Below are 16,108 nucleotides of genomic sequence, written 5' to 3'. Positions count from 1 at the left end.
GATCAGAGCTCCGAGAACAGGTCGACCGCCGCCTGGGCCAGCAGGGCCTGCTCGTCCGCATCGAGGCTCGCTGCGTAGCGGATGACGTCGCGCGGGCCTGGCGCTTCCGTGTTCCAGAAGAGTTGAAGCAATCTGTTCCGGAGCGTCCGTCCTTCCTCCCCCGCCTGCTGCAGTGAGTCGCGCACGGCCTGCGGGCCCACCAGCTTGACGTAGGCGAACATGTCGAAGCTGTCCTTGGTCTTGTCCGGGCGCAGCTCACGCTTGGCGCGTTCCTTCATCGTCAGGAACCCCGTGGCATCCGGCAGGAGGATCCGCAGCGGCTTTCCCGCGACCAGGACCACGGCATGACCGCGGCGGAGCGCCAGCCGTGCATCCGGCAAGGGCGTCATTCCGGTGGGCAGCTCGTTGGGGTCGACGTCCTTGGGGACGAAGAGGTCCACGTCCATCTGCCCACCGGGCAAGGTCTTCGACCAGCGGAAGTGCCGGGTCCTGGCATAGCCTCGATGGCGGAGGACATCCGGAAGGCGCTCGGCCATGAAGTCCGAGCCATCCACGTCGAACAGCAGATCCGGCTCGTAGGAGAAGCCTCGCTCGATCACGATACCGGTATCGGTCTCGATGGAGATGACCCCGCTTCCACCCCGCTGCCTGGACTCCAGCGCGAGGACTTGCCCTCCAATGAGCATGATGCGGCTGGAAAGGTCTCCCAAGTCGAGCATCAGCTCGCCCAATTCACCGAGGATTTCGTCGAAGCGCTCTTCATCCGTCATCAAGGCTCATCCGAAAGGGGGAGGGCCTGCGCGAAGCGCCGGGCCAAATCCTCCGCCTGTTCGGTTCCCCTGCCGCCGCTCTGGTGGAAGTCCACGGCCAACTGGGGCAGCGCGACCGCTGGACCGTGCGGTAGCAGTCGCTGTGCATGGTAGATGCCGCCCGCGTCGGTTTCGGCGGCTGGCTCCGGGCGAAGCACGAAGAAGTTGTGCGGAGTCATCCGGCGCAGTCCGAACGCCGAGACGGCGGGTTCAAGGGATCCCGAAAGGTAGATGCCGTGGGGGAGCCCGGAGACGGCTCGTTCGTCGGGACGCAGGGCGCTTGCCAGCGTGAAGGTCGAGCGGATGCCCTGGGAGGTCAGCAGGCCATGGGCCTTGCCGAGCAGGTCCGGAGTCGTGGCTGGAGCGTTGAAGCCTTCCCGGGTGATGGCTGTCGGCTTGTCGCTCGTCAGCCATGCTCTCAGCAGGGCCACCGGATCCCGAAGCCGGAAGCCGGTGCCGCGGCCTCCTTCGACGAAGCCTTCCTTCAGGAGTCTCGTGGTGACTCCATGTGCATAGGAGTAGCTCGTCTGGGTCTGCTCGGAGAGCGCGCGAATGGTCCAGCGCTGCGCGGGGGACTGGAGCAGGACGCGCACGAGCCGGCATCCCTTGCCATGGAACAAGGGCTCGCGAGGCGTTCGCTCCAGGGGGCGATGTCCCTGCACCCGGATGAAGGTGCTGCCTGTGCGCAGGAAGAACGTTCCGCGCATGTCGAGCAGGCCCACCTCCTCGCGCTCGCAGAGGTCGATGACGCTGGCGGAGGCCGAGTCCGTGACGAGCATCGGGAGCCGGAAGGCGGGAAGCGAGCGCGGATCCGCATCCCTGCGTTGAATCTGCTCGCGCAGGGCAGACAGCTTCTCGCGTTGGCTCAGCACATCCGTCGGGAACAGAGGGGCGCGATACCCCAACAACACGGGAACGCGAGCCTCCGGGAGCTGGACCACCGCGAGGTCGTAGAGGGATTCCCCCCGAGGGCCTACCCGCGGCACCACGATGGCTTCCTGCTGCACCAGCTTGACGCCACGAGGCAGCGGCGGCGGATTCCGCCAGAACTCGTCACGGAAATGGGAGGGCCCGGGTCTCATTCAATTCTGTCGATATTGGCGTCCAAGCTTCGAACAAGGGGCTATTAAAGCCCCATATCCACAATATCGACAAAATTGGCGTAAGGTCAGGGGCCGCGGCGGAGGCCGGGGTCGGCGGGGGCCACGAGCGAGTTGAGCACCTGGTCGCGCCACTGGCCGTTGATGAGGAGGAAGTCGCGGGCGTAGCCCTCGGGGATGAAGCCCAGGCGGCGGAGGACGGCGGCGCTGCGCAGGTTCTCCGGCAGGTGGCTGGCCTGGAGCCGGTGCAGGCCCATGGCGCTGAAGGCGAAGTCGCAGAAGGCGCGGAGGGCCTCGGTCATGAGGCCCTTGCCCTCGTGGCGGTGATCCAGGCCATAGCCCAGGTCCGCGGCCTGGAGCGGCCCCCGGCGGATGTGGGCGAGCGAGGCGTTGCCGATGACCGGCGCGAGCGCGAGGGGCTGGCCCCTGGGGAGCAGGAAGACGCGCAGGGACACGTCGTGGCGGAAGTCCTCGCGGTCCTGGGCCAGGCGCGTGCGCCAGTAGGCCGAGGAGAAGAAGGTCGCCGGGCGCGCTGGCGACACCGGGCCCAGGTGGTCCTTGTTGGCCACGTGGTACGCCAGCACCCGCTCCGCCGCGTCGGGCGGCAGCAGCATCAGGTGGAGGCGCTCGGTGGTGAGCAGGACGGGCGACTTGTCGATCATGGCGGAGCCGGGCTTCATCTCTGCATCAAGGCTGGCGACGACGGGGGCTTGAGTCAGGCGGAGCCGTTACCACTCATGACCGCTTCCTCGTGGAGCTTCTTGAAGGTCTCGTTGCGGTTCGTCGAGCGCACGAGCGCGTCCAGCTCCGCCGGGCCGATGGCGACGACCAGATGGTCGTCCTTCCGGAAGGTGGCGGAGCGGGTGTGGAAGCCTTCGGTGAAGCCTCCGGCCGCGACGAAGAAGCCCAGACGGCAGCGTCCGCCCCGGTTCCAGAGCTTGTCGCGGAAGATGATCAGCTCGCCCGGGCCTACGTGCTTCGACCAGTTCTTGCACTCGACGAGGATGTAGCTGCTCCGCTCTCCGGCCCAGAACGGGTCCTGGGATTCATTGCGGATGACGATGTCGATCTCCTCGTCCGCGCTGGTCCGGTGGGTGCTGGTGTTCATCAGGCCCGGCACGGTCTTGAACAGGCTGACGAGCAGCTCCTCCAGCAGGCGGCCCTTGCGGTTGCCGTTGGTTTCAGACCGGCAGGCGGCCCACAGGTCCTGGATCTCCTTCTCCCGCTGGGCGTGGGTGAGCGAGGCGAGGCGGCGCTCCCGCACGGCTTCAGAGGCATTGCGCACCTTGATGCGCAACATCATGGGGAGGGTGGGGACCTTCTCCAGGTAGTCATAGGCGCCGTCCTTGAAGGCCCGTTCAATCATCTTCGCGTCGGCGTACGCGGTCGCGACGATGACCTTGGCCCCTGTGGGGACGATCTCCGAGATGAGGTCGATGCCGGAGTCGCCTCCGGAGGAACCCTGGAGTCGCTGGTCGAGCACGACGACGTCCCAGAGGGATTCCAGGAGTCTGGCCTGGGCGGTCTTCCGGTCCGGAGCCCATTCGACGCGGTAGCCCTCGGGGACGAGGATGTCCTGGTAGGTCTCGAAGAAGGGCCGCTCGTCGTCAACGACCAATACGGTGCCTGGGGGAGTCATCGTGGGGTCCTCTCTGCCACAGGCAGGCGCATCCGGAAACGGGCACCGCCATCGGGTTTGTCCACGCAGGCGACCTTGCCGTGGAGTTCGATTTCGATGACCTCCTTGACCAGGGCCAGGCCTTCGCCCGCGCCGCCGGAGCGGAGGGAGATGCCCCGCTGGAAGATGCGCTCGCGGTCCTCGGGCCGGACGCCAGGGCCATCGTCGTCCACGGTCAGGAGCAGGTTCCGCTGGTTGTCCTCCAGGATGCAGTCGATGAGGACCTGATGGGCACCGGCCTGTTCGGCATTCCGCAACAGGTTGACGATGGCGAGCACGAACCGCTCCCGGTAGCCGGACAGGGAAGGGAGATCCGGGGCCACATGGAGCTGGATGCGCAGCGACGTGGCGAGGCTGGCGACTGCATCGGCAAGTACACGAAGGACGTCGAAACCCTCGGGAGCACGAGCGGCCAGTTCGGAGGTCTTGAGCAGGTCGGTGACGAACTTCAGTGCGCGGTCGATGCCAGGGTCGATGCGGGGACGGAATCGCGCGACCTGTGCTTCAACCTGACTGCCCACCACCGAGTTGTAGAGCGACCCCAGGGCGACCTGCGCGGGGATGAGCGCGTTGCGGATTTCATGAACGACGAGCCGCGCCTGCCGGGCGGTAGCGACGGCCGAGGAGTGGAAGACAGCATCGAGACCGGGCTTGCCGCCCCCCTCCTTTTCTAGAGCGGTCAGTGATTCGTCCTGGCTGAGCGTGGCCGCGAGGATGGAGAACGGCGTTTCCGTGGGGACCAATACAGACTCCAGCAGACGCCTGCCTTCGTTCAGGAGCTTGTATCCGCTGTAGAGATTGGACGGGCCTCTCATCTCCTCGACGAGTTCCAGGACGCCTAGCGAGCCAAGTCGCCGGAGGGTGGCCCAGGAGTGCGCGAACCCAGCCTCATCCCAATCGAACTCAGTGCGAACGTCCTCTGGGACCTGGAGAATGTGCTTGGCGGTTTCCCTGCTCAGCCGCCAATCGTCGATGGGGCCCATGGATTGAGCGACCTCGACCTGGAGAAGCCAGTGGATGGCATCGCGCCCGCTCAAGCCCAGGAAGACCTCCCCAATGGGACCCACTTCCTGGCGCTCCCCCAGCTTGCGAACGGCGCGAACCTCTATCGCGTATTTCGCCGTCCCGTTGAGCTGTGACGTGCCTCGGGGAGGTCCTTGGTGCCAGGCCTTGGCCGCCAGACGGTCGATCTCCAGCCTGCGAGTCAGGGATGAAGCCCGCACGTTGAACCCCATGCGACGCATCATCCCAAGCAATACATGCTCTTCGACGACATCGCGCGGCTCGCCATGCAGGAAGCCCTCCTGGAGAAGGATGGCGAGGTTGATGGCGAAGCTCACGACACGGTCATCGGAAGTCCATTCCTGATGTAGCTCCATCAAGCGTCCAGGAGGGAGTTCCCCGGGTTCTCGCTCGAAGTGTTCGACGAGCCGGATGAACTCAGCCCGCACCCATCTGGCTTCTGGCACGAAGAGACGAGGAGCAGGCTGACCGTCCTGCGCCGAGCGCACGTTCTGAAGATGCTCCTTCAGTTCCTCGATGAAGCTCATGGTGCGGCATCATTCCATCAAATGGGATGGGCTCGCCGCGTTCCCTCCGCGACGAGCCCCCGGTCCAACCCTCTACTTCACACCGTTACTGCCCGTGGTCCATGGGCTGCTGGGGCACCTGCTGCTTCGCGGCACCGTCACCCGAGCCCTGTTCGGGCTGCGGGCTCTGGTGGTCCACGCCCGCGCCGTGCGGCTGCGCATCCGTGCCGCTGCCTCCCGTGCCATCCGGCTGCGCGTTCTGCCCCTGGTCCTGGTCACCCTGGGGCGGAGGCTGCTGCGCTCCACTTCCACCCACGCCGCCGCTTCGCGACGGCTGCGCTCCGGCCACGTTGCGCTCCACCACGATCTCCACGCGGCGGTTGTTCGCGCGGCCCTCCGCCGTGCTGTTCGACGCCACCGGCCGGTTCTCACCCATGCCCCGGATCTGGATGCGGTCCGCGGGCACGCCCTGGTTCACCAGGAAGTTCCGCACACTCTCCGCCCGGCGCTCCGACAACTGGTCGTTGTAGTCCTCCGAGCCTCGCGAGTCCGTGTGGCCTTCGATGAGCAACGGGTTCTTCGACTCCTTCAGCGCCGTCGCCACCTCCGACAGCCGGTCGCGCGCCGCGGGCAACAGCTCCGTCGCGTTCGTCGCGAACAGCACGCTGCCCGACAACGTCACCACCGTGCCGCGCGCCTCCTCCCGCACCTTCACGTTCTCGTCCTGCAGCCGCGTCAGCGCCTGCGACGCGCGCTGCTCCGCCTGGAGCCGCGCCTGCCGCTCCTGCTCCAGCTCCTGCGTGCGCTGCTGGAGCTGCTGGTTCAGCTCGGCCAGCCGCTGCGCCTCCGCCTGCTGCTGCTCCAGGCGCCGCTGCATCTCCGCTTCCATCTGCTGGCGCTGCTGCGCATCCGCCGCGCGCAGGCGCTCCGCCTCCTGCTGGCGCTGGGCGTCGAGCTGCTGACGCTGGGCCTCGAACTGCTGGCGCTGCTGCTCATACTGCTGGCGCTGGGCCTCGTACCTCGCGCGCTCCTCCTCCTGCTGGCGCGTGAGGTTCTGCGCGCGCGCCTCCTGCTGCTCCCGCAGCGACGCCTCCGCCTGCGCCCGCTGCTGCGCGGCCAGGTCCGCCTCGCCGCGCGCCGAGGCGATCTCCGCCTTGCGCAGCGCCACGTACGCCAGCGAGCGCGTCCTCACCGAGCCCCTGCTCTCCGCGTACTCGTTCTCCGCCTCCTGCAGGGCCGCCCGGGCCGCCGCTACGTCCGCGGGGCGCTCGCGGCCCTCGGGGCTCGTGGACACCTCGCGGTACGCCTGGCGCGCCGCGGTCAGTTCACTGGGCGGGGGACCGTGCGCACACCCCACCGAGAGCGCCGTGACTCCCGCGACCGCCAACCATCCAAGTTTCCAACGCTGCATGACTCGCTCCTCACAAGGCTAGAGGTGGGGGACTCACTGACCGCGGCGGAGGGACTCGGCCTGCTCGGAGGCCCGCCGCGCCTCGTTCTTCAGGGGCACCGCGCGCGCCAGCGCCGACGCCAGGTCCGCGTCCGCCGCCGCCTGCCGGAACCGCAGCTCCGCGGCCTCCTGCTCGCCCTCTTGAATCAGCCGCTCACCGTCGGCGATCTGCTGACGCGCGAACTGAAGGTGCCGGGCGGCCTCGGGCACGTTCGGCGCCTGCGAGTTCTCCGCCGAGCGGAGCGCGGCCTCCGCCTGGACGCGCTGCTGATGGGTGGACGTAGCAATCACCTGCTTGCCTGCACAGCCAAGGGCCGCGACGCAGAGCAGGGCGGCGGCGAACAGCTTCGGGCGCATGGGTCACCTCATGCCGGTGGAATGCTGGGACGCTCCGGCGCGGCCCAGGGGGAGTTGGTTTGGAAAATGGGCGGTGCGCACCCGGTCGGCATCGGCGGCCTGTCCCCACCCGGCACGCTGGCCGAGGGGGTTGACAGGCGTCGTGTAGGGAACGAGGCGCACAGGCCACGGCACGCACGGGCTGCTGGCCGTGCGGCGGGAGGGACGCTAGAGGGGGAACATGCGCCTGCACCTCGTGGACGGCACGTATGAGCTGTACCGGGCCCACTTCTCGCCCCGGCCGGGCACCACCGCGCCGGACGGGCGCGACGTGAAGGCCACGGCGGGCGTGATGGACTCGCTGCTCGCCCTCCTGCACGACGAGGAGGAGGCCGTGACGCACGTCGCGGTCGCTTTCGACAACCCCATCCGCTCGTTCCGCAACGCGCTGTTCGCCGGTTACAAAGGGGACGAGGGCGTGCCGCCGGAGCTGCGCGCGCAGTTCGACCTGGTGGAGGAGGCCGTCTCCGCGCTGGGCGTGCGCGTCTGGTCCATGAAGGACCAGGAGGCGGACGACGCGCTGGCCACCGCGGCGGCGCGCTGGGCGGGCGAGGTGGAGCAGGTGCGGCTGCTCACGCCGGACAAGGACCTGGGCCAGTGCGTGCGCGGCCAGCGCGTGGTGCAGGTGGACCGGCGGCAGCAGAAGGTGGTGGACGCGGACGGGGTGAAGGCGAAGCTGGGCGTGGCGCCAGAGAGCGTCCCGGACCTGCTGGCGCTGATGGGCGATGACGCGGACGGCATCCCGGGGCTGCCGGGCTTCGGGGCGAAGGGCGCGGCGGCGGTGCTCCAGGCGTATGGACACCTGGAAGCCATCCCGGACGACGCGGCGGAGTGGACGGTGAAGGTGCGGGGCGCGGACAAGCTGGCGGCGACGCTGAAGGCGCACCGCGAGGACGCGCGGCTGTACCGCACGCTGGCCACGTTGGTGGAGGACGCGCCGCTGCCGGGCACGGCGTCGCTCGCGGACCTGGAGTGGAAGGGCGTGCCGGAAGCGCGCTTCAAGGCGTTCTGTGAAGGATTGGGATTCAAGAGCCTCCAGCGCCGGCCGAAGCGCTGGGCGGCATGAGGAAGCCATGAGCATGGAATTGAAGCCCCCGCCGTCGGACGGCTGGGTCCCCACGCTGGACGACACCCCCTTCACCCGCATGGGCGGCGAGGCGCCCGTCCACGCGCTGGCGGAGGCCTTCTACGACGTGATGGACGCGGAGGAGCCCGCGCTCGCCGCCATCCACGAACTGGATGCGCAGGGGAAGGTGAACCGGGGCACGCGCCAGCGCTTCGGCATGTTCCTGGTGGGCTGGCTGGGCGGGCCGCAGCACTACAGCGCGACGCACGGCCACCCCCGCCTGCGCATGCGCCACGGGCACCTGCCGGTGGACACGGCGATGCGGGACGCGTGGCTGCGGTGCATGCGGAAGGCCATGGACCAGCAAGGCATCACCGGCGGCCTGCGAAGCTTCCTGGATGACCGCTTCGCCCAGGTGGCGGACTTCCTCCGCAACACCGAAGGGTGACCCCGGGGGCTTGGATGTAGCGCCCGCCCAGGCCGTCCGGACCGCCGTCCGCCTGGGTGCCCGCTCGCCGGTCCGTGGCCGGACGGGCGCCGCGCCCCCACCCTCCAGTTTTCACCACCCAATGGGGGTTGGGACCCATGCGAACGAACAATGAAATCTGGACGGCGGCGGGCTTCGGCGTCCTCGCCGGGATGCGGAGCATGACGGCGCCCGCGTTCCTCTCGCGGGAGCTGTCTCGCAAGCCGACGCGCGCATTGAAGCGGGCCCTGCCGGGCCTCGCGTCGAAGAAGGTGTCGCAGCGCCTGGGCCTCCTGGCCCTGGGGGAGCTCCTGGGAGACAAGAACCCCAAGGCTCCTCCGCGCACCGCGCTCCCGGTCCTGTCCGGCCGCATCCTCTCCGGGGCCATCACCGGCGCCGCGGTGTCGCGCAAGCGCAAGGGGGCGCGGGTGGGCTTCGCCCTCGTCGGCGCCGCCGCGGCCATCGCCTCCAGCTACTTCTTCGTCGGCTTCCGCCGCCTCCTGACGCAGCGGCTGCGCGTGCCGAACGTGGCCGCGGGCCTGGTCGAGGATGGGCTCGCGCTGGCCCTGGGCTCCCGCCTCACCCGGGCGCTGCGTTAGGCGCCGTCCCGGGGCTCACCCCTGCGCCTTGCCGGGGGTGAGCCGCGCCTCCAGCCGCGCCAGCACCGCGTGCTCCGCCCGCGCCCGCTCCGCCAGGGGCGCGAAGAGCAGCCGCGAGCGCAGGCCCATGCCCTCCGTCAGTTCGAACTGGCGCAGGTCCTCCGGCAACGCGAGCAGCACCTCGCCCAGCGGCCGCACCCGGTGCAACTGGTACGAACCCGCCGCCTCCAGCGCGCGCACCACGTCCGCAACGGGCTCCGCGCGGGCCATGGCCTTGCGGGACTGCTCCTCGTACCGCAAGCCCGCCTCCACCCGCTCCTCCAGGTCCGCGAGCACCGCCGCCGACGTGCGCTGCGCCTCCTTCACCAGCCGCAGCGGATCCAACGCCCGCTCCACGCGCCGCCGCACCGCCGGGGACAGCGCCCGGGCCCGGCCCTCCACGCGCGACAGCACCGCGTCGCGGTAGCTCGCCGCGAAGCAGACCACGAACAGCGCCTCCTCCAGCGGCGCCCGCTCCCGCGCGGCCAGCCCCTCCGCCAGCGAGCACAGCCCCTCGCCGGTGAGCACGTACCGGCGTCCCCGGGGCAGCCCCTTCACGGGCGCGCTGGTGCTCGCCTCCGCGTGGCCCGCGCGCACCAGCCGCTCCAGCGTCCGGCGCACCTGCGTCAGGTCGATGTCCTGCGAGGGCCGGGTGACGTCGTGCTCCACCCAGTTGGTGAACAGCAGGAAGTAGAAGCGCACGTCCGACACGCGGAAGCCGCCCGCCCGAGCCCCGGCCCCGTGCGCCGCCAGCAGCGCCGCCTGCACGAAGGTGGCCTGCGTGTCGATGTAACCCAACCGCGCCGTCAGGGTGCTGTTCCGAGCCATGGCCCCCAGGATGCCAGCCCCCGTCCCGCCCGTCCCATTCCTCCCAGGTGACAGTGTCAGTCCGGTCCAAAGACATCTCCGGCGTGCTCATGCGTATGAGGGGCCAGCCTGACGTCACGGAGGGATTTCCATGCTGCCCTGGCTCGTCCTCATCGCCGGTTTTTGTCTGCTCATTGAGCAGCGCTCCCTGGGGTGGAAGCTGCCTCGCGTGCGCGGCTGGCACCTGCGGGTGGTGCTCATCAACCTGGCGCAGGTGGGCGTGGTGGTGCTGGGCGGCTACACCTGGGACCGGTGGTTCTCCGCGCACTCGGTCTTCCACCTGTCCCGGCACGTGAACCCGGTGGTGGGTGGGGTGCTGGCCTATCTCATCGCCACGTTCGTCTTCTACTGGTGGCACCGCGCCCGGCACGAGAGCGACGTGCTCTGGCGGCTCTTCCACCAAATCCATCACAGCCCCCAGCGGCTGGAGGTCATCACCAGCTTCTACAAGCACCCGCTGGAGATGACGGCCAACAGCCTCATTGGCGGGCTGCTCGTCTACACGGTGCTGGGATTGAGCCCGGCGGCGGGCGCCATCTACACGGCCTGCTGCGCGCTGGGCGAATACTTCTACCACACCAACATCCGCACCCCGCGCTGGGTGGGCTGGATCTTCCAGCGGCCGGAGATGCACCGCATCCACCACGAGTACGGCAAGCACCGGAACAACTACGGCGACCTGCCCATCTGGGACATGCTGTTCGGCACCTACGAGAACCCCGCCACCTGGGACGCCGCGTGCGGCTTCGACGACGCGAAGGAGCAGCGGCTGGGGGACATGCTCGCCTTCCGCGACGTGCATCGCTCATAGGCGGTGGCACACTGGCGCCCCCTTCGCTTCATCCGTGAGGTCGCGCCATGAGCAGCTCGCGTCGGCAGTTCCTGACCCACACCGTGATTGGACTCGCGAGCACCGCTGTCTCCGCGGCGCCGGACGCGGGCGCGTCCGCCCCGCCGGCCGGAGCGCCGCCCACCTTCGGCGCGGGCCCCACGGTGGGGCCCGAGGTGAGCCCCACCACCTTCGCGGAGGCCGAAAAGCTGATGCAGGTGCGACTCACGCCCGCCGAACGCACCCAGGCCGCCAGCAACTGGCGCGTGTCCCTGGCCCCGCTGCACGAGCGCCGCGCCGGCCCTCGCAAGCTGGAGCTGGAGCCCACGCTGTCGCCCGCCTCGCAGTGGAACCCGTCGCTGCCGGGGCTCAAGCCCACCGCGCCCGCGAAGGAGCGCTTCGTGCGCAGCCGCGACGCGAAGGTGCCGCTGCCCGCGAAGGAGGAGGACATCGCCTTCGCGCCGCTCACGCGGTTGTCGCGCTGGGTGCAGTCGCGCGCCATCACCTCGGAGCGGCTCACGCGGCTGTACCTGGAGCGGCTGAAGCGCCATGACCCGAAGCTCCAGTGCGTCATCACGCTGACGGAGGAATTGGCGCTCCAGCAGGCGCGGCAGGCGGACCAGGAGCTCGCGGCGGGCCGCTACAGGGGCCCGCTGCACGGCATCCCCTGGGGGGCGAAGGACCTGGTGGACACCGCGGGCATCCGCACCACCTACGGCGCCGAGCCGTTCCGCGACCGCGTCCCCACCACGGACGCCGCCGCGGTGGAGCGGCTGCACCGCGCGGGCGCCGTGCTGGTGGCGAAGCTCAGCCTGGGGGCGCTCGCGCTCAACGACATCTGGTTCGGCGGCGAGACGAAGAACCCGTGGTTGTTGGAGGAGGGCTCCTCCGGCAGCAGCGCGGGACCGGGCGCGGCGACGGCGGCGGGGCTCGTGGGCTTCTCCCTGGGCAGCGAGACGGGCGGCAGCATCGTGTCGCCGTCCATGCGCTGCGGCATCACCGGCCTGCGCCCCACCTATGGCCGCGTGCCTCGCACGGGCGCGATGACGCTGTGCTGGTCGCTGGACAAGCTGGGGCCCATGACGCGCGGGGTGGAGGACTCGCTGCTGGTGCTCGCCGCGCTCAACGGCGCGGACGCGGGTGACGTGGCGAGCGTGTCCGCGAAGCTGGACTTCGACGCGAACGCGCCCGTGAAGGGCCTGCGCGTGGGCTACGTGCCCGCGTGGATGAAGGAGAGCCCCGCCACGGACGTGGACCGCGCGGCGCTGGAGGCGCTCAAGGGGCTGGGCCTGACGCCGGTGGAGGTCCAGTTCCCCGACTGGCCGTACCCGGCCCTCAACGTCATCCTCTTCGCGGAGGCCGCCGCCGCGTTTGAAGAGCTCACGCTAAGCCACGGCGTGGACGCGCTGAAGATGCAGACGCCGGACGCGTGGCCCAACCTCTTCCGCCAGTCCCGCTTCCTGTCCGCGGTGGACTTCGTCCAGGCGGACCGGCTGCGCCGCAAGGTGGCGCAGGAGATGGCGCGCGTCATGTCCCAGGTGGACGTGCTGCTCGTGCCCTCGCTGCGCGACGAGGCCCTCACCATCACCAACCACACGGGCCACCCGTCGCTCACGCTGCGCACCGGCTTCGTGGAGGTGTCCATGGCCCGCAGCGACTGGGCCCCGGACCCCAAACGCCCCATGCCCACCTTCGCCACCCCGCGCCGCGTCCCCCACGGCGTGACGCTCATCGGCCAGCTCTTCGACGAGGGCACCCTGGGCCGCGTGGGCATCGCCCTGGAGCGCGCCTCCGGCGTCGCCGGTGAGCGCCCGCCCGGCTTCTAGGTCGGGTGGGCCACATCCCATCCCTGCCGCGAGGCAGGGGGGACGGCCAGCCAGCACCCCCGAGGGCCCTGTTCCCCGGGTTGGCACACCCGCACCTTGCTTGCCTGTCATTGCAGGGGAGGGTGTATGGGATTGTCCAAGCCGGGAGTGAAGCTGTGGTGGATGATGGCGCTGCTGGTGGCGCCGGTGGCGAACGCCTTCACGGATGCGGACGCGGTGCGCGTGTTCACGTTCGCCCGGGCGCAGCTCGCGGACACGATTCTGGAGTTGCCCAACGTGAACCGCTCGCCCAAGGCGTCCCTGTCCAACGGGACGTGGACCACGGTGGCCAACACGGACCGCGTCGCGTGGACGCAGGGCTTCTTCCCCGGGAGCATGTGGTTCATGTTCCAGGTGGCCAACGAGCCCTACTGGCGCGACCGCGCGGACCTGTGGACGCGCCCCCTGGAGGTCCAGAAGACCAACACGGAGACGCACGACCTGGGCTTCAAGATGTACAACAGCTACGGCAATGCCTACCGGCTCACCGGCAATCCCTACTACCGGGACGTGCTGCTCACCTCCGCCGCGTCGCTGGCCACGCGCTACAACAGCACCGTGGGCATCATCGACTGTTGTGATTGGAACTCGAACTGGAACATCCCGCTCGTCACCGACACGATGATGGACATCGAGCTGCTGCTCTGGGGCGCCCAGAACGGCGGCCCCGCCGCGTGGCGCACCATGGCGGTGAACCACGCGCTCCGGACGCTCCAGGACGCGGTGCGCACCAATGGCAGCTCGTTCCACTACGTGGACTACAACAACAACGGCACCATCCGGTCGCAAGGCACCTTCCAGGGCTACCGTGACTGGTCCACCTGGGCGCGCGGGCAGGCGTGGCTCATCTATGGCTTCACGATGGTGTACCGCTACACGCAGGACGCGCGCTTCCTCACCGCGGCCCGCCGGGTGACGGACTACTACCTGGCGAACCTGCCGGCGGACCGCGTGCCCAACTGGGACTTCAACGCGCCCAGCCAGTCCAAGGACTCCTCCGCCGCGGCCGTCGTCGCGTCTGGCCTGCTGGAGCTGAGCAGCCTGGAGACGGACGCCACCCGGCGCACCACCTACCGCAACGCCGCGCTGGCCATGCTCGACTCGCTGGCGTCGACCGCGTACCTGGCGCAGGGCACCAACAGCCCGGGCCTGCTGCTGCACGGCGTGGGCAACTACCCGGCGGGGCAGGAGATCAACGTCAGCCTCATCTACGGCGACTACTACTTCCTGGAGGCGCTGCTGCGCTTCAACCCGCGCCCCAACTACCCCTGGTACTCGAAGCTGGAGCTGCCGCGGAGCCAGCATCTGCTGGGCACGGGCAACACGGGCACGCGCATCGTGGAGTTCGACCTCACCCCTCTGGCGGACAACCTGGGCGGCGGCGTGGTGGGCTGGACGGACAGCTCCACGGAGGTCACGGCCTTCAACCGGCTGAACATGGCGCTGCGCATGAGCGAGGACGGCATCTTCCAGGTGCGCAACGGCGCGGGCTACTCGTGGATCCGCCGGGTGCCGTACGTGCGCAACCAGACGTACCACTTCCGCATGAACGTGGACCTGCTCGCCCGGCGCTACTCCGTCTGGGTGACGCCGCCCGGCGCCGCGGAGGTGCAGCTCGTGGACCGGGTCGCGTTCCGGTCGGACGGGCCGCCCATCGACGACCTGGGCCGCGTCGCGGTCATCTCCACCGTGACGGACAGCGACTTCCGCGTGAACAACCACCGCGTCTACGCGCCCACCGCGAGCGTCGCCGCCGCGCTGGAGAAGCCCGCTCCACTGCCTGAAGCCGTGCTGAAGGAACTGGACGCGCGGGCCCCCGCCCCCACGCGCCGCTCGGCTCCGTCCGAGCGCTGACCGAGGGCCCCGGCCCGGTGGCCCACCCGACACAAGGTGGGCCACCGTGGGTGCGCGCAGGCCGGAAGCCGGTTACATCCGCCGGGTGACGAACCTGGACCTCTTCCTCCCGGAACCCGCCCCGCGCCCGGCCGCCGTCCCGGCGGGCCCCGGCCCGCTCGACCGGCTGCTGAAGGTGTCGCGCATCTACCTGGAGCCCGCCGTGCGGGAGCATGCGCGCGGCCGGGAGATCCTGGCGCGCTATCCGGACGCGGAGCGGGTGGAGGTGGCCTCGCACCAGCACATCCCCGGCCTCTTCGGCAACGAAGGCAACGTGGAGGCCTGGAACCGCATCAAGGGCAGCACCCTGGTGCTGGGGGTGAAGAAGACGCTGTCCTTCATCGCCAACGACCGCAGCTCGGACTTCATCGCGCCCTCCACGGCGAACGGCTGCGTGATGGCGTGCGCGTACTGCTACGTGCCGCGCAACAAGGGCTACGCGAACCCGGTCACGGTGTTCGTGAACATCGACCGCATCCAGGACGCCATCCGCAAGCACGCGCACAAGCGCGGGCCCAAGCTGGAGCCCAACACGGTGGACCCCCACGCGTGGGTCTACGACATCGGGTGCAACAGTGACTGCGCCGCGGACGCGGCCATCAGCGACAACGTGCGGGACCTGGTGCGGCTGTTCACCACGCTGCCCAACGCCAAGGCCAGCTTCGCCACCAAGCTGGTGAACCGCGAGCTGCTCACCTACGAGCCGAAGGGCAGAACGCGCATCCGCTTCAGCCTGATGCCGCACGCGCCGGCGAAGCTGCTGGACGTGCGCACCAGCCCCATCGCGGAGCGCATCGCCGCCATCGACGACTTCGTGGCCGCCGGCTACGAGGTGCACCTCAACTTCTCCCCCGTCATCCTCCACGAGGGCTGGCAGGACGCCTACGTGGAGCTGTTCCAGCAGGTGGACGCCGGCATCGGCGAGCGGGCGAAGCAGCAGCTCGCGTGTGAGGTCATCTTCCTCACGCACAACGCGGGCCTGCACGAGGTGAACCTGCGCTGGCACCCGAAGGCGGAGGAACTGCTCTGGCGGCCCGAAATCCAGGAGACGAAGGTGTCCCAGGGAGGCGGCGTCAACGTGCGCTACCGCACCGGGTTCAAGGGCCGCCACGTGGCGGAGTTCCAGGCCCTGCTCGCGAAGCACCTGCCGTACTGCCGCGTGCGGTACGCCTTCTAGGCAGGTGGCCCCGCAGCGCAGTCACTACCCGTCGGAGCGCTGCGTGCAGGCCCTGACGCGCCGGGCGGCCGCCACCCACGAAGCAGGTGAAGGTCCTGGAATGGGCCAGCGCCAGAGGCGCGCAGCCCACCGGATCAGAACCCCCTGGATGGTCTGAAACGCTCCGCTCACCGTGTGCGGAGTCACGCGTGTCCGCTCACCGCGGTCCGAGCATGGTGGCTCGGGCTGGATGCCGCCGTCCGGTGACGATGCACGCGGACCTGTCCGGCTGGAGGTCTGCGCGGAATAGCGAGGCCAGTTGGCCGGCTGCCAAGCGACAAGGGGGACAGGAGCTTCGAGCACAAT

At 69.7% G+C, this 16,108-nt stretch carries 15 protein-coding genes; 7 read left to right on the top strand and 8 right to left on the bottom strand.

Annotation, left to right across the window (positions count from 1 at the left end; genetic code table 11):
* Window positions 1–2: 2 nt before the first annotated feature.
* From K8556_RS37365 to K8556_RS37335, 7 genes are all read right to left on the bottom strand, one after another.
* On the bottom strand, window positions 3–770 hold the full coding sequence (locus tag K8556_RS37365) for a hypothetical protein (RefSeq protein ID WP_223744913.1): 768 nt from the start codon (window positions 768–770) through the stop codon (window positions 3–5).
* Window positions 770–1,816 (bottom strand): hypothetical protein, encoded by a 1,047-nt coding sequence (locus K8556_RS37360; RefSeq protein ID WP_223744912.1) that lies wholly within the window; start codon window positions 1,814–1,816, stop codon window positions 770–772. The genes K8556_RS37365 and K8556_RS37360 overlap by 1 nt, the downstream gene beginning before the upstream one ends.
* Before the next feature lie 161 nt (window positions 1,817–1,977).
* The gene (locus tag K8556_RS37355; RefSeq protein WP_223744911.1) at window positions 1,978–2,589 is read right to left on the bottom strand and encodes a GNAT family N-acetyltransferase; all 612 of its coding nucleotides are present in this window, start codon (window positions 2,587–2,589) and stop codon (window positions 1,978–1,980) included.
* Between the two features lie 35 nt (window positions 2,590–2,624).
* Window positions 2,625–3,548 carry a response regulator gene (locus tag K8556_RS37350; protein ID WP_223744910.1) on the bottom strand — a complete coding sequence of 308 codons (924 nt, stop codon included), beginning with the start codon at window positions 3,546–3,548 and terminating at the stop codon, window positions 2,625–2,627.
* Window positions 3,545–5,137: a sensor histidine kinase KdpD gene (locus K8556_RS37345; protein WP_223744909.1), complete on the bottom strand. Its 1,593-nt coding sequence runs from the start codon at window positions 5,135–5,137 to the stop codon at window positions 3,545–3,547. Before K8556_RS37345 ends, K8556_RS37350 begins: the two co-directional genes overlap by 4 nt.
* Before the next feature lie 85 nt (window positions 5,138–5,222).
* Entirely contained in the window at window positions 5,223–6,527 is a 1,305-nt protein-coding gene (locus K8556_RS37340) for an OmpA family protein (protein WP_223744908.1), read from the bottom strand.
* 33 nt (window positions 6,528–6,560) lie between these two features.
* On the bottom strand, window positions 6,561–6,923 hold the full coding sequence (locus K8556_RS37335; protein ID WP_223744907.1) for a DUF4398 domain-containing protein: 363 nt from the start codon (window positions 6,921–6,923) through the stop codon (window positions 6,561–6,563).
* A 220-nt stretch (window positions 6,924–7,143) separates the two neighbouring features.
* On the opposite strand from K8556_RS37335, the gene K8556_RS37330 reads away from it, so the two are divergent.
* From K8556_RS37330 to K8556_RS37320, 3 genes are all read left to right on the top strand, one after another.
* On the top strand, window positions 7,144–8,028 hold the full coding sequence (locus K8556_RS37330; protein ID WP_223744906.1) for a 5'-3' exonuclease H3TH domain-containing protein: 885 nt from the start codon (window positions 7,144–7,146) through the stop codon (window positions 8,026–8,028).
* 7 nt (window positions 8,029–8,035) lie between these two features.
* A complete protein-coding gene (locus tag K8556_RS37325) occupies window positions 8,036–8,476 on the top strand; it encodes a group II truncated hemoglobin (protein ID WP_223744905.1) in 441 nt (146 codons plus the stop codon).
* Between the two features lie 137 nt (window positions 8,477–8,613).
* On the top strand, window positions 8,614–9,093 hold the full coding sequence (locus K8556_RS37320; RefSeq protein WP_223744904.1) for a hypothetical protein: 480 nt from the start codon (window positions 8,614–8,616) through the stop codon (window positions 9,091–9,093).
* Window positions 9,094–9,108: 15 nt separating this feature from the next.
* Here the strand turns inward: K8556_RS37320 and K8556_RS37315 are convergent, their stop codons facing one another.
* Window positions 9,109–9,960: a hypothetical protein gene (locus K8556_RS37315; RefSeq protein WP_223744903.1), complete on the bottom strand. Its 852-nt coding sequence runs from the start codon at window positions 9,958–9,960 to the stop codon at window positions 9,109–9,111.
* Window positions 9,961–10,090: 130 nt separating this feature from the next.
* Here K8556_RS37315 and K8556_RS37310 point away from each other — a divergent pair, with 130 nt between their 5' ends.
* The 4 genes from K8556_RS37310 to K8556_RS37295 all read left to right on the top strand — a co-directional run bounded on the left by K8556_RS37310 (window position 10,091) and on the right by K8556_RS37295 (window position 15,763).
* Entirely contained in the window at window positions 10,091–10,810 is a 720-nt protein-coding gene (locus tag K8556_RS37310; RefSeq protein ID WP_223744902.1) for a sterol desaturase family protein, read from the top strand.
* Window positions 10,811–10,857: 47 nt separating this feature from the next.
* A complete protein-coding gene (locus K8556_RS37305; RefSeq protein WP_223744901.1) occupies window positions 10,858–12,654 on the top strand; it encodes an amidase in 1,797 nt (598 codons plus the stop codon).
* Between the two features lie 126 nt (window positions 12,655–12,780).
* Entirely contained in the window at window positions 12,781–14,547 is a 1,767-nt protein-coding gene (locus K8556_RS37300) for a glycoside hydrolase family 88 protein (RefSeq protein ID WP_223744900.1), read from the top strand.
* A 46-nt stretch (window positions 14,548–14,593) separates the two neighbouring features.
* A complete protein-coding gene (locus K8556_RS37295) occupies window positions 14,594–15,763 on the top strand; it encodes a spore photoproduct lyase family protein (RefSeq protein ID WP_223744899.1) in 1,170 nt (389 codons plus the stop codon).
* Window positions 15,764–16,108: the final 345 nt, after the last annotated feature.

Origin of the sequence: Corallococcus sp. AS-1-12, from assembly GCF_020036995.1 — a bacterium.
Classification (GTDB): Bacteria; Myxococcota; Myxococcia; order Myxococcales; family Myxococcaceae; genus Corallococcus.
Note: the sequence above shows the minus strand (reverse complement) of the source record. Positions and strands in the feature narration are given on the sequence as shown.

Coding starts and splice junctions, on each gene's coding strand:
- K8556_RS37310 (WP_223744902.1), top strand. CDS start 10,091: ATGCTGCCCTGGCTCGTCCTCATCGCCGGTTTTTGTCTGCTCATTGAG.
- K8556_RS37315 (WP_223744903.1), bottom strand. CDS start 9,960: ATGGCTCGGAACAGCACCCTGACGGCGCGGTTGGGTTACATCGACACG.
- K8556_RS37325 (WP_223744905.1), top strand. CDS start 8,036: ATGAGCATGGAATTGAAGCCCCCGCCGTCGGACGGCTGGGTCCCCACG.
- K8556_RS37335 (WP_223744907.1), bottom strand. CDS start 6,923: ATGCGCCCGAAGCTGTTCGCCGCCGCCCTGCTCTGCGTCGCGGCCCTT.
- K8556_RS37300 (WP_223744900.1), top strand. CDS start 12,781: ATGGGATTGTCCAAGCCGGGAGTGAAGCTGTGGTGGATGATGGCGCTG.
- K8556_RS37330 (WP_223744906.1), top strand. CDS start 7,144: ATGCGCCTGCACCTCGTGGACGGCACGTATGAGCTGTACCGGGCCCAC.
- K8556_RS37320 (WP_223744904.1), top strand. CDS start 8,614: ATGCGAACGAACAATGAAATCTGGACGGCGGCGGGCTTCGGCGTCCTC.
- K8556_RS37365 (WP_223744913.1), bottom strand. CDS start 770: ATGACGGATGAAGAGCGCTTCGACGAAATCCTCGGTGAATTGGGCGAG.
- K8556_RS37355 (WP_223744911.1), bottom strand. CDS start 2,589: ATGAAGCCCGGCTCCGCCATGATCGACAAGTCGCCCGTCCTGCTCACC.
- K8556_RS37345 (WP_223744909.1), bottom strand. CDS start 5,137: ATGAGCTTCATCGAGGAACTGAAGGAGCATCTTCAGAACGTGCGCTCG.
- K8556_RS37305 (WP_223744901.1), top strand. CDS start 10,858: ATGAGCAGCTCGCGTCGGCAGTTCCTGACCCACACCGTGATTGGACTC.
- K8556_RS37340 (WP_223744908.1), bottom strand. CDS start 6,527: ATGCAGCGTTGGAAACTTGGATGGTTGGCGGTCGCGGGAGTCACGGCG.
- K8556_RS37350 (WP_223744910.1), bottom strand. CDS start 3,548: ATGACTCCCCCAGGCACCGTATTGGTCGTTGACGACGAGCGGCCCTTC.